The organism is uncultured Pseudoflavonifractor sp., assembly GCF_944387805.1.
Classification (GTDB): Bacteria; Bacillota; Clostridia; order Oscillospirales; family Oscillospiraceae; genus Pseudoflavonifractor.
The window spans coordinates 1-12,595 of record NZ_CALXGI010000024.1 but is presented as its reverse complement, the minus strand read 5'-3'; the positions used below and the strand labels follow the sequence as shown (position 1 = coordinate 12,595).

The 12,595-nt window shown below is 62.5% G+C and carries 12 protein-coding genes and 1 riboswitch; of the genes, 1 reads left to right on the top strand and 11 read right to left on the bottom strand.

The window, feature by feature from the left end:
- Nucleotides 1–18 precede the first annotated feature (18 nt).
- The 11 genes from recJ to Q0K06_RS07710 all read right to left on the bottom strand — a co-directional run bounded on the left by recJ (nucleotide 19) and on the right by Q0K06_RS07710 (nucleotide 9,478).
- A complete protein-coding gene (gene recJ, locus Q0K06_RS07760; RefSeq protein ID WP_294550782.1) occupies nucleotides 19–2,088 on the bottom strand; it encodes a single-stranded-DNA-specific exonuclease RecJ in 2,070 nt (689 codons plus the stop codon).
- Nucleotides 2,089–2,268: 180 nt separating this feature from the next.
- On the bottom strand, nucleotides 2,269–2,700 hold the full coding sequence (locus Q0K06_RS07755) for a hypothetical protein (protein WP_294550780.1): 432 nt from the start codon (nucleotides 2,698–2,700) through the stop codon (nucleotides 2,269–2,271).
- A gap of 17 nt (nucleotides 2,701–2,717) precedes the next feature.
- Nucleotides 2,718–3,782, bottom strand: a complete 1,065-nt coding sequence (locus Q0K06_RS07750) for a PilT/PilU family type 4a pilus ATPase (RefSeq protein WP_294550779.1) — start codon at nucleotides 3,780–3,782, stop codon at nucleotides 2,718–2,720.
- Between the two features lie 13 nt (nucleotides 3,783–3,795).
- Nucleotides 3,796–4,176 carry a hypothetical protein gene (locus Q0K06_RS07745; RefSeq protein ID WP_294550776.1) on the bottom strand — a complete coding sequence of 127 codons (381 nt, stop codon included), beginning with the start codon at nucleotides 4,174–4,176 and terminating at the stop codon, nucleotides 3,796–3,798.
- Nucleotides 4,173–4,529 (bottom strand): hypothetical protein, encoded by a 357-nt coding sequence (locus Q0K06_RS07740; RefSeq protein ID WP_294550774.1) that lies wholly within the window; start codon nucleotides 4,527–4,529, stop codon nucleotides 4,173–4,175. The genes Q0K06_RS07745 and Q0K06_RS07740 overlap by 4 nt, the downstream gene beginning before the upstream one ends.
- On the bottom strand, nucleotides 4,526–5,023 hold the full coding sequence (locus Q0K06_RS07735; RefSeq protein WP_294550772.1) for a DUF4860 domain-containing protein: 498 nt from the start codon (nucleotides 5,021–5,023) through the stop codon (nucleotides 4,526–4,528). Before Q0K06_RS07735 ends, Q0K06_RS07740 begins: the two co-directional genes overlap by 4 nt.
- Nucleotides 5,024–5,061: 38 nt before the next feature.
- Nucleotides 5,062–5,379: a hypothetical protein gene (locus tag Q0K06_RS07730; RefSeq protein ID WP_294550770.1), complete on the bottom strand. Its 318-nt coding sequence runs from the start codon at nucleotides 5,377–5,379 to the stop codon at nucleotides 5,062–5,064.
- A 28-nt stretch (nucleotides 5,380–5,407) separates the two neighbouring features.
- On the bottom strand, nucleotides 5,408–6,457 hold the full coding sequence (locus tag Q0K06_RS07725; protein ID WP_294550768.1) for a type II secretion system F family protein: 1,050 nt from the start codon (nucleotides 6,455–6,457) through the stop codon (nucleotides 5,408–5,410).
- Between the two features lie 106 nt (nucleotides 6,458–6,563).
- Nucleotides 6,564–7,463 (bottom strand): transglutaminase-like domain-containing protein, encoded by a 900-nt coding sequence (locus Q0K06_RS07720; protein ID WP_294550766.1) that lies wholly within the window; start codon nucleotides 7,461–7,463, stop codon nucleotides 6,564–6,566.
- Nucleotides 7,464–7,477: 14 nt separating this feature from the next.
- Complete coding sequence (locus Q0K06_RS07715) at nucleotides 7,478–8,242, bottom strand: class E sortase (protein WP_294550764.1); 765 nt, start codon at nucleotides 8,240–8,242, stop codon at nucleotides 7,478–7,480.
- Between the two features lie 36 nt (nucleotides 8,243–8,278).
- Nucleotides 8,279–9,478: a BTAD domain-containing putative transcriptional regulator gene (locus tag Q0K06_RS07710; RefSeq protein WP_294550762.1), complete on the bottom strand. Its 1,200-nt coding sequence runs from the start codon at nucleotides 9,476–9,478 to the stop codon at nucleotides 8,279–8,281.
- A 281-nt stretch (nucleotides 9,479–9,759) separates the two neighbouring features.
- Nucleotides 9,760–9,851, top strand: a riboswitch (cyclic di-GMP riboswitch).
- Nucleotides 9,852–9,891: 40 nt separating this feature from the next.
- Between Q0K06_RS07710 and Q0K06_RS07705 the strand changes: the two genes are divergently transcribed.
- A complete protein-coding gene (locus Q0K06_RS07705) occupies nucleotides 9,892–12,468 on the top strand; it encodes an InlB B-repeat-containing protein (protein ID WP_294550759.1) in 2,577 nt (858 codons plus the stop codon).
- The last annotated feature ends 127 nt before the right edge of the window (nucleotides 12,469–12,595 follow it).

Genomic DNA, 12,595 nt, shown 5'->3' with positions numbered 1-12,595 from the left:
GGGTGGGAAGGCGCGTGGTTACGCGCCTTCGGTCAGTTTGCGCAGGCGGCGCATGATGTATGAGTCCTCCAGGTTGACCTTGCCCTCCACCGGTGTCAGGTCAATGCACAGGTGGTCGGTGGAGTGCTCCACCCGGATGAGACCCCGCTCGTCCAGCACTTCCAGGCACACCATGGTGCGCATAAAGGTCTCCCGCAGGCCGAAGGAGCGGGCGATGTTGCGGGAGAGGCGGCACGCCGTCTCCTCCAGGCGTCCGGCGGAGCTCCGGCTTTTCAGATACCGCCACACCGCCGCGAACTCCTCCCGGCTGGGGGTGAGGGCGGCGGCCTCCTGAGGGGTGAGGGAGGCCCCGGAGTGGAGTTTCTCGTAGAGGGCCCGCTCCGCCTGGGCCCGGGTGAGGGCGGGGCGCAGGTCAATGACCTGGAGCTGCACTGAGCGCCAGCCCCGGAACTCGTTGATTTGAGGGGAAAAGGCCAGATCCACCCGGTCGCCGGGGGCCAGGCCCGCTTCCGCCAGGGAGACAGAGAAAAAGATGGCGTCAAAGCTGCGCCCGCTCTTGGTTACCTTCAGCTTCAGGTGCCGTCCGCCCCCCACCTCGGCGGCGGTGGTGACAGTGCAGCCCGACATGGAAAAGACCGGCTTGGGGTTGCCGGTGCCGTAGGGCTCCAGCAGATCCAGGGAGAGGACGCCCTCCTGGGTCAGCAGGGCGGGATCGGCCTCAGCGTCTACCTCCAGGGTGGACTCCATGGCCGCGCCGCCGGTGGCGGCCCGGACCAGCTCCAGCATCCGTTCCCGGAAGGCGGGAATGTTCTCCTCCAGGATAGTGAACCCGGCGGCCAGCTCGTGGCCGCCGAACCCCTCCAGCAGGTCCCGGCACTGCTCCAGGGCGGCGAACAGGTTGAAGCCCCCGAAGGACCGGCAGGACCCCTTGCCCTTGCCGTCCTGGAGGCAAATCATAAAGGTAGGGCAGGAGTACTTCTCGCTCAGCCTGGAGGCTACAATGCCCACCACGCCCTGGTGCCAGCCCTCCCGGGCCAGGACCAGAGCGGGCCGGTCCTCGGGGGCCATGGCGTCCGCCATAGCCACGCACTCCTCATAGATATCCAGCTCCACCGCCTGCCGCTCCCGGTTGAGGGCGCACAGCTCCCGGGCCAGGGCCTCACCCCGGGCCGGGTCGGAGGTCAAAAGCAGCTCGGCGGCCAGCCCGGCGCAGCCCATCCGCCCGGAGGCGTTGATGCGGGGCGCCAGGGTGTAGCCGATGGAAACGGAGGTGAGAGGGCGCTCCGTGAGGCCGGCCTCTTGGAGCAGGGCCCGCAGTCCGGGCCTGGCTGTGTCCTTCAGGGCGGCAAGGCCCATGCGGATGATGGTTCGGTTTTCCCCTACCACCTGCATCACGTCGGCCACCGTGCCCACGGCCGCCAGGTCAGCGTACCGGCGGAGCAGGACGGGCTCTTCTGTCTTGTCCCCCAGGGCCAGCACCAGCTTGAGAGCCACTCCAACCCCGGCCAGGTGCTTGAAGGGATAGCCGCAGTCCCGGCGGTGGGGGTCCACCACCGCGGCGGCGGCGGGAATGCGGTCCTTGCACTCGTGGTGGTCTGTAATGACCAGGTCGATGCCCAGCGAGGCGGCGAACTCCGCCTCGGCCACGGCGGTGATGCCGCAGTCCACGGTGATAATCAGGCTCACGCCCTTGGCGCGGAGGGCGGAGACAGCGGAGCAGCTCAGGCCGTACCCCTCCTCCATCCGGTCGGGGATGTAGGGGGTGACCTTGGCGCCCCGGCTGCGGAGGTAGTCGGTGAGCAGGCAGGTGGAGGTGATGCCGTCCACATCATAGTCGCCGTACACGGCGATGTGCTCCCGCTGGTCCAGGGCGGCGGCGATGCGCCCCACCGCCCGGTCCATATCCTTCATGAGAAAGGGGTCCCACAGCAGGCCCTCGTCGGAGCGGAGGAAAGTCTTTGCCTTCTCCACGGTGTCCAGGCCGCGGGCGCAGAGCACCGCGGCCGCCAGCGGGGGAACCCCGTCCGCCTCCATGGCCGCCTGGGCCGCGGGAGACGGTGCGCGTAAATTCCATTGTCTGTACTTCATGGGTGTGCCCCCGAAATTGGATAGAAAATTACTTTTCATTATAACAAAGATAGCAGAAAGATACAAGTTGAAACGGGAAATATCCGGCGGCGGGAAATGATTCCTCCCGCTGCTGAACACAGAATAAAAAGAGACCCTGCCGCGCTGTGTGCGGCAGGGCGCAGTGCGTGGGAAAAGAACTCAGAGGAAGCGCTCCTCCACCATGCGGATGAGCTCCAGAGCGCTGGCAAACTGCTGCCTGGGGGAGCCGTCCATCCAGTCCACCCAGCCCTGCCAGGAGGCGTTGCGCCGGGAGATGACACACAGCGTGAAGGTGGCCAGAGCGCCGGAGGCTCCCTCCACCTCGGACAGCGGGATGCCCTCTTCAGGGTCTCCGGCGGCGGGAACGCGGCTCTCGCGCTCCAGAAAGGTACGGGAGCGCTGAAAGGCCTGGGGAAAATTCTGCTTCTCCAGCACCTCGTCCAGCCGGAGAATCAGGTTGCCTATATCGGAAAAGACCATGGGACGTGTGAGCCGCTGGCTGTACACCTTGCCGGAGATGCGGCCGCCGTCCGACTGGTCCACACATACCCGCAGGAATGCGCTGGGACTGTTCAGATTGGAAAAGGACATGGATCAGACCTCCCTGTTTAAGAATTCATGGCCAGGCGCTTGCGCAGCCATTCGCCGTTGACGCAGTGGCCCAGGGCGGCGTCCGGGCTGATACGCCTGTCCCTCACCAGCTGGAGCAGGCTCTGATCCATGGTGATCATGCCCTCGGCGGCGGAGGAGGAGATGACGTTGTCCAGCTGATGGGCCTTGGACTCCCGGATCATGTTGCGTACAGCGGGAGTGACCGTCATCACCTCAAAGGCGGGGACAAGGGCGCCATCCACGGCGGGCACCAGCTGCTGGGACACCACACCTTCAATGACCAGAGCCAGCTGGGTACGGATCTGCTGCTGCTGTTCCGGCGGGAAGGAGTCCACAATCCGGTCAATGGTGTTGGACGCTCCCAGCGTGTGGAGGGTGGAGATGACCAGATGGCCGGTCTCAGCGGCGGTGACGGCGGCCCGAATGGTCTCGGCATCCCGCATCTCGCCCACCAGGATGACGTCAGGGGCCTCGCGGAGGGCGGCCCGGAGGGCGGCGTCATAGCTGACGGTGTCGGTGGCCAGCTCCCGCTGGGTGACAACGCTCATCTTGTGGTGGTGCAGGTACTCGATGGGGTCCTCGATGGTGATGACATGAAGGTTGCGGGTGGAGTTGATGGCGTCCACAATGCAGGCCAGAGTGGTGGTCTTTCCGCTGCCCGCCGGACCGGTAAAGAGCACCAGCCCCCGGGAGCAGGAGGCAAAGCTCATGACGCTGTCCGGAATGCCCAGGGTTGTCCGGTCGGGGAGGGAGAAGGACACCACCCGGATGACCAGGGCCAGCGACCCCCTCTGCCGCAGAGCGTTGACCCGAAACCGGGAGAGCTGGGGCACGGCAAAGGAAAAATCATCGTCTCCGGTGCGCTCCAGCCGCTCCATGGAGCGGTTGCCCGCCAAAACATAGGCCTCCCGCACCAGGGCGTCCAGGGCGTCTGGAAGAAGCCGTTCCCCCTCCCGGGTGATGACGCCGCTGATCTTATAGGCCGCAGGCAGGCCGGGGATGAGGAGAATGTCAGAGGCGTCCTGATTCACGGCGCGGGTGAGAATGTCAACTAAATTCATAGCAAATCCCTTTCTATTCCGGCAGCGTGCCGTCAAAGACGGGCAGATGGTCCCCGTCCCCGCCGCCGTCCTCCAATGGGACGGTCTGCCAGGCGAGAATTTCCACCCCGTCCCCGCTCCGCACCAGGTGCAGGTGGAGGGACTGGGTGTCGGTCATGGGAATATCGGTCTCCAATTCGTCGTCTGTACCCGAGAGAAAATCAGCGTACAGCCGGGCGGCCTGGGCGTCGGCGGCGTAGTAAGCGGCCACCGTGCCGGCGTTGGTCTGGGACAGGGACAGGTCGGCCCGGGCCGAGGTGAGGGTAAGAGAGGAGAACACTGACAACGTGAGCACCAGCAGCACCGTCATGATGGACACCACGCCGATGCCAATGGGCGGCGGAGATTTTTTCACGGCTGCTCCACCTCCTCGCCGCTCAGGGCGGAAATCCAGCTGGTCTCCAGAGTGTAGAGGGACGTATCGCCCCAGAAAATCTCAATTTCAGCGGAGGAGAGGCCGCTGCCCCCGGCCTGGCGGACCTCACACCGGTATCCTTCCGGGGCTTCCGGCAGGGCTTCCCCGGCCCGGAGGGCCTCGGCGGCGCTCTGGGCCAGGTACACCGCCTGGGTGAGCCGGGTGCTCTCCAGACTCATGCCCCGTGCGTGGAGCAGCAGCCCCACGCACACCGCCGCGCACAGCACAAAGAGAAAGAGATCAATGACCAGCTCCATGAGAAAGAGAGAAAAATGACTGCCCGTCTCCTTCACAGCTCGCCCACCTCCTCCACGCCGGTGCGGGGGTACAGGCTAACCGACCACTGGTGAACCCCGTCAGAGACCGTGATATCCAGTCCGCCGTTCTCCGTGACGGACAGATCCAGGGAGGACAGCTCCAGCAGGGCCATGCCGTCCTCCGGCGCCAGGCCGGTGCCCTCCTCCATGTACAGCTCCCGGAGGGAACCTTCAAAGCAGTAGATCAGGGTGACATATACGCTGCCGTCCCCGCCGGTCTCGGTGAGGCGCAGGGCGTCCCCGCCGCCGAAGGCGCCCACGGACACGCCCCCCGCATCCGCCCGGCGGATCTGATTGACGACATAGGACAGGGCGGTGCGCTGGGCGGAATTGGCGTTGGCGTCGTCAACCACGGCGCGGTACACGCCGGTGCCCATCAGGGTCACGCCCATGGCCAGCAGGGCAAACAGCCCTGCCAGGCACACGACGACCACCCGACGCAGCCCGGCGCCGCCGGAATGGGTTTTCATGGGGACACCCCCTTACAAAGCGTTTTCGCGGGGAAGAGCTATTCCCCCAGGGACAGCACTGTGATGTCGGGCATCAGGTTGGAGGCCACATACTGATAGGAGATGATGTACCGGCCGTCCCCGGCGGTGACGCCGTAGTTCTCCACCAGATAGTCCAGGCTTCTGGGGTAGAAGCCCTCCAGGGCATAGCACTCCACCGCTGCCCGCCGGACGCCCTCCTCCGCCAGAGAGAGGACCTCCGCATCGGTGCGGACGCTGATAACCCGGGTGAACAGCAGGCCGGCCGCTGCCAGAGCGATAAGAAACACGGCGGCGGGCAGAATCCGCCGCACCCATGAGGTTCGTCTGCCGCCCATGGCGGAGTCCTCCTTTCCCAGATATCGGTCAGCCGATGGCGGTCAGCACGCCCAGCAGGGGCAGCATGACCGACAGCAGCACCAGTCCCACGGCCACACACAGCAGCAGCACCAGAGCAAACTCCAGCCGGGAGAGCAGAGCGGAGAGCCGCTGGTCGGCCTCATCCTGACAGCGGGAGGCCAGCTCCTCCATGGCCTGTTCAGGCGCGCCGGCGCGGAACCCGGCCCCCAGCAGCCCGGCCTGAAGGCCATCCAGCAGCCCGCAGGCGGCGACAGCCTTGTGGAAGTCCTCGCCCTGCTCCATGCGGGCCTGGCAGTTTTTCAGCGCGGGGGCCAGGGCGGAGCCCTCCAGCAGGTGGACGGTGCGGTCCATGGCCTCGTCCAGGGGCAGGCCGCTGGAGAGCATGAGGGCCATGGCGGAGGAGAAGCGGCTCCGGTCCACCGCCTGGGCAGCTTTCCCCTTGCCCAGCAGACGGGCCTCCACGGACTGAGCCCCGGCAGACTGCCGCCGGGACAGTGCCAGCAGAACAATGGCGCCCACAGCCAGCAGCGCCACCAGGGCGCCGCCGATATACTGCCCGGCCGCGCCCGCGGTCATCAGGGCCTGGGCGGCGGGGGAGAGGGTCAGGCCCAGCTGCTGAAACACCTGCTGGAACACGGGGAGCACCCGGGTCATGAGCACCAGAAACACCGCCGCCACCAGCACCGCCATGACAGCGGGATAGAGAACGGCCCGGCGGATGGCCGACGCGGTCTCCGACTCCCGGCGGTAGTAGGCGGCCAGGGCGGAGAGAACCTGGTCCAGCCGGCCGGCGGCCTGGCCGATCTCCACCATGCGCACCATATAACCCGGGAAGGCGCCGCTGGCGCTGAGGGCTTCGGACAGCGGAGCGCCGCCCAGCAGGGCGGCGTAGAGAGAGTCCAGCAGCGCCTTGCTTCTGGGGTCGGCCGCGTCCTCGGCCAGCACCTCCACGCCCTCTTCGGAGCTGATGCCGGCGCGCATCATCAGGGAGAGCTGGTAGCAGAACACGCTCAGCGCGTCGGCGCTGAGGGGCGCGGTACTCCGTTCCTTTGCCATAGGGCAACACCTCCGGATGTAATAGAGCAGGCGGCCTGCCCGCAATGAATGGATGGAATGTCGCCTGCCCTGAGCCGGCGCGGAACGCTGGCTCAGGGCAGGGCAATCAATAGGCGTATTTCTCGGTGTAGTTGGTGCCGTCGCCCACGTACTGGAGGACGGCAGGGTTATCCTTGCCGTTGGAGACAAAGGTGGGGTCCATCAGGGACCAGTCCTCGCCGTTGAAGTAGATAAGGTGGTCCACCCAGCCCACGCCCTCGATGTACACATTAATCCAGGCGTGATACACCGTCCCCGCATAGCCCACAATCAGCTTGCAGGGGATGTTCTGGCTGCGGAGCATGGCGGCCATGACGGCAGCATAGTCAAAGCAGATGCCCTTGCCGCTTGCCAAAACCGCGTCCACATCGGGCAGATAGCCGGAGGGCACAGTGGCGGCCAGCTCATAGTCGTAGGTGATGTTATTGATGACGTAGTGGTAAATGGCGGTGACCTTGTCCAGGTCGGTTTTCAGCCCCTTGCTCAGCTCGGCAGCCTTGGCCACGACCTTGGACTCGTCGTTGAAGTTGACATACTGGTTGGGGTAGAGGAACGGGGAGAACTCGCTGCTCAGCTTCAGCTCCAGAGGGCAGGAGTAGGCCTGGGCATACTTGGTGCCGCTGGTGTTCTCAAACACCTTGACCGTGTACTTGCCGTCGCCCTCAGTGAGGGGGAAGGTCTCAGCGGCGCCCTTGTTGTTGAGATTATAGGTATAGGTGGTGCCGCCGGTCTTGGTGATCTGGACCTTGATGCGCACGTCCTTGCCGCCGGTGTAGGACACCGACACAAAGCCCAGGGCCAGATTGGAGGCATCCACAGTGGCCTTGCTGTTCTTGTACACCGTGACGCCGCTCTGGACGGCCTCCTTGTGGGGAATGACGCCGGCCTGAGCCAGCAGGGGAATGGATACGCCGGCCACCAGAACCACGGCCAGGACGGCGCAGAGAATCCGAGTTGTTTTTTTCATCGATTTGAAGAATCTCATGAGTGAAGCGCGGCCTCCTCTTCCGCATTCGAGGGATAAGCATAGTCGTCAGACAGGGGAATGATATCCACCAGGGCGCCGCGGACAATGAGCCGGTGGTCGGAGATGCCCACGGGAGTACAGGTGGTCAGAGTGACGCAGGAGTGATCCGTCTTGTAGATGGGACCCCAGTCGTCAGGCTCCACCACCTCCTGGTACTCAAAGAGGTACTGATAGATGTTCTCTCCATACACCAGATAGAGGTAATCGCCCTCTGTCAGAGTATCCAGGAAGGAGAAAGGCTGGTCCAGAGTAATCTTGCCGCCCCGGATCCAGTTGCGGTGCCCGGCAATGGAGGTGTTGGACCGGCTCTCGCCGGGAAGCTGGGCGTAATCGTACAGCCCCTCGCCCTGAAGCAGGGTCTGCTCGTCCACACCGTTCAGGATCGGCTCATCCACCTCCAGCTTGGGGATAATGAGCCGCAGGTCGCCGCTCCGGTAGTTTTTGCGGGTTTCCGTGACAAAGACCTTGTCGGTGGGCAGTCCGTCCTCCGGCTCCTCCAGAACTTCTTTATAGGTGAGGGGCGTGGGGGTAGGCGGCGGAGCCTCGGACTCTGTGGGCGTGGGCTCCGGCGTGGGTGTGACGGAGACCGCCGGCGCCGTGGAGGGCACCACGATCTCGTATTGGGGCTGCCGGCCCCAGATAATCAGCGCCACCGCTGCAATCAGCAGCACAACGGCCGCAGCGGCCGCGATGACAGCGCCTTTCGCGTGTGTTTTCATAGCAGATATACCTTGAATAAAAAATATGGATGGGCGTCAGTCCAGCGCCCGGATTTTATAGGAGAGCTTGAGAAAGTTCCGCCGGTGCTGCCGGTAGAAGGCGGACACCACCCGCTCCATGACCATGGCGCTGTTTTCAAAGTTTGCGGCGGGCAGCATCACAACAAACTGGGCGCCCGAGTATTTGGACACCACGTCGCCCCGGCGCAGATTGCCGGAGAGCACCTCCTGAAGCTGGTCCATGGTGGCGGCCAGCACATTCAGCGGGGGCATGCCTCCGTCGGGCAGGGAAACGGTGATGAGGGCGATGTGGACTGAGGTGCCGCTCCGGGCGGCCCGGCGGGCCTCCAGCCGGTAGGCCTCGCGGAAGAAGCCGTACTCGCACACAAAGGCGCCCGGCCGGGCGGCGGTCTCCCGCAGGTCGTCCTGAATGGCCTCCAGGTCGGTCTCCAGGGACTTCTCCACGCTCATAATTTCGTTGTACAGCTCCCGCAGCTCCTGGGAGGGGCGCACGCCCAGGTTGCGGTAGAGCAGGTCGGTGGCGGACTCGTAGTGGGCCAGGGCGGCGGTGTCGTTGCCCTGGCGCAGCAGGGAGCGGACGATGAGGATGTGCAGAGTCTCGTCCAGAGCGTCCAGATGACTGGCCCGGGTGCACACTGCGGTCATCTCTTCAAAGAGGTTCTTCTTCTCCAGCAGAGCGGCGTAGTCCTTAATCATCTGGAGATAGAGGTTGTGGTACTCCACCGTATAGGGGATGGTCCACAGGGAGCCCTCCAGCTTGGGCAGAAAATCCCCCTGGTAGAGCCGCTCCGCCTGCCGGTAGAGGGACAGACGGCTTTCGTCAGACAGGCGGCCGTCGGTGGCCTTGTGGCACAGGGCATCAAACTCGTCAATGTCCAGCGAGCAGGCGATGGCCGGATTCCAGGAGTAGGAGCCCCGGCGGGAGAGAATCGGTTCAATTTCCGGACCGAACAGAGGCTCCAGCATGGCCCGCACCCGATAGAGCAGGGTTTTCAGGGCGTTGACCGGATTGGCGCTGTTCTCCCCAGGCCAGAACTGCTCGATGAATTCGCTTTGGGGGACGTTCCGGTCCCGATGGACCAGAAGATAGGAGAGCACATTCCAGAGCTTTTGGGAGCGATTTGTTTCATCGGTCAGGATATGCCCGTTCACAGAGATGGAAAACCCGCCCAACATGGTAATTTTAACGTTTTTCACATCAGCGGAATCACTCATGACAGGCACCTGCTTTCGTCCGTATTCTACGAAGAAATGGAAAATTGCAAACCCCAAGGTTATTCCCAATTATACCACAGGATTGAAAAGGCTGGAAGAGCTTTTTTCTATTTTGACAAGGTTTTTTCAAAAGGCGCGGGGAGAGAAAGGGGAAATGAGAAAAAAATATATTTTTAAAATATAACCGTAAATGTAACCGAATCATGATAGAGTGTAGGCAACGCCGGATGAAATATTTTCCCCTTTTGCAGCTGAGAAGGGAGAAAAACGACCGCATCCGGAGCTGAAAAGGGCAAACCGGCCGAAAGACCGGGACGCAAAGCCAGGAGGCTAAAGCGGAGGGAAACGCCGCCATGCCCGTCCGGCTGCCGCATACTTACAACTGCCCCGTAACACGAGGAAGGAGAATGAGCATGTTGGCAAGAATGAGCAAAAGGGCGCTGGCACTTCTTATGGTGTTCTGTATGGTGGTAAGCGCCCTGTCCATCAGCGCGCTGGCTATCGAGCTGCCCAACGGTGAGGATACTCCCGGTAGCCTTGACGGCAGAATGTTTGAGTACCATGTAACCTATTCCGCGCTGGAAGAACTGAAGGATTACTATGGCTACGAGGGTGATGTAGAGAACGTTACCATCGTGTTTAAACAGGATTTCAGCCTTATCGAAGGTGAGAGCCGCAGAATGATAAACAATGTGGCGGCGCAGTGCCACTCCATCTCCTTCTCCATGACACGATATGGTAAGGCGGGACCCAATGAGATTAAGCAGTTTGACATCAAGTTCTGCGACGGGACTGTGCGGAGTGTTCCCGAAAGCGATCTGGCATGTACGCTGATTACTGAACAGGGTGCAGCAGTCCCCATCTATGAAGTGTCTCTGAAGGAGAGCCTGCGGCCCACCGACCCCACTCCCGAGGAAAGCGAGAGCGTCTACGTCTATCTGAAGGCTGTGGATGGCCTTGGGCAGGATAACGGCCGGGGATACATCACCGTGGGCGAAATTAAGATGAATCTGCCTGACGCAAGCACTGAGTACAGAACTGGCGGTGAGGCGCGGTGTAGCGAGTATGCAGATGAAATTTCTGCCGCTCTGGCTAATATTGCCCGCTACAATGACAACACGATCGACCTGAGTGATGTTGAGTGGTACACGCTGCACTGTGCCAGCGGAGCTGACGGCTACGTGGAAAACCGGGAGGCCTGGCATCTGGACGGCAAAGTACGTGTGTACAATGTGAATTATCATCACAATAACGGCACCGAAACCGTTACCACTGATCCCAATGGCTATATGGCCGGTGAGAGCTTTACTACCATGACCATTGAGGGCCTGAATTATGAGGGCCATACCCTCCTGGGCTGGTCCACCGACCCCGAGGCCACCACTCCGGCCACATCTTTCTCGATTCCTGCCGATGGCGGAGATGTTGATCTCTACGCCGTTTGGCAGCTCGACGAGCCCGCGGCTGAGACCTATGACGCCTGGTTCTTCATCCGCACCGACGGTGTGATTCCCATTGAGGACGGCACCACCCAGTATGATTCCAGCTACTATAAGCCCGCTCACAATGACGACGGAACCGGCGCGCTCACCGGCAAGGTGGACGGCACCGCCGCCTGGACCACCTACTATGGTCCCATTGAAAACGGCGCAATCAACGGCGTGAAGCTCAGCGAGGCCTTTGCCGAGGTGGCAAAACACATCGATACCGCTCCTGCCGATGATGCCATCAAGACTGCACTGGGCAAGGACTTTGACCCCGCCACCCAGGGCGTTGTCTGGTATGTGGTCAAGGAGATGGATAATGGTACGGACTATACCGGTCAGTGCCCCGGCTGGCATGTGGACGGTATTGTTTACACCAAGGGCGAGGGTACCACTGAAGTCCGTATCCTGAACTACTACCGCAATGTGGAAGACAATGAGAGCCCCATCGCGTTCTCTGTCCACGGCCTGGGAACCACCGCCACGGTCAGCGCCGGCATTACCCCCACCCGCGAGGGCTACGAGTTTACCGGCTGGAACACTGCGGCTGACGGCAGCGGCACTCCTTATAAGGCTGGTGATCCCATCCCCATGACAAAAGACGTGAACCTGTACGCCCAGTGGGAGGAAAAGGGCACCGAGCCTGAGCCCAGCACCTACACCGTGACCTATAAGTACGAGGGCAGCGTGCCCAGCGGCTACACCGCCCCTGTGGACAGCAACAAGTATGCCAAGGATGACGAAGTAACTGTCTCCACAGAGCCCAGTACCATCCCTGACAACTACACCTTCTCCGGCTGGAAGGCCGAGGGCATTACCATCACCGACGGCAAGTTCACCATGCCCGAGGGCAGCGTGACCCTGACCGGCACCTGGACCTATGCCGAGCCCACCCCTGAGCCCACTCCCGATCCCACTCCCAGCTACAACTACTACCACGTCACCGTTAACTATCTGGACCGGGCCGACAACAGCAAGATCGCCGAGAGCTATGTCAGCCCCAGCCGTATTCAGGGCAGCCGGTATGACGTGAGCGAGTACGATGCCATTGCCATTGAGGGCTACACCTATGACGCCACTGAGGGCGACGATGTGACCGGCGTTCTCAACAGCAACAAGACCGTCAACGTGTACTATATGGCCGGCGGGACCGAGATTGACGATGGCGACACCCCCACCGGCGGCCTGCCCGAGATCCCCGGCGAGGGCGGCGAGGTGGACATTGACGACGGCCAGACGCCCACCACCGACCTGCCCGACACTGGCAGCACCGGCGAGAGCAGCAATGCCGGCAGCACTGGCGGCGATATCGGCGGCGATGTTGAGATTCATGATGAGGGCACCCCCACCGGCAGCCTGCCCCAGACTGGTACGCTGGCGCAGACCTCCGCCGCCCGCGCGGCCTTGGGCATCTTGGCTCTGACGGCCTCTCTCATGGCGGCCGGCCTGGCCCTGGTACTCTTCCGCAAGAGCCGGAAGGCCTGGGCGGCAGACACGGCAGAATAGCTTTGTAATACACAGCGCAGGCGGCAGTCTGAAATGGCTGCCGCCTGTTGTATTGCTTAAAGAACCACTGGGTCTGCCAGTGGATAAAGAGCTTATAGCTATGGACAAAAAAAGGACTCCCCGATAG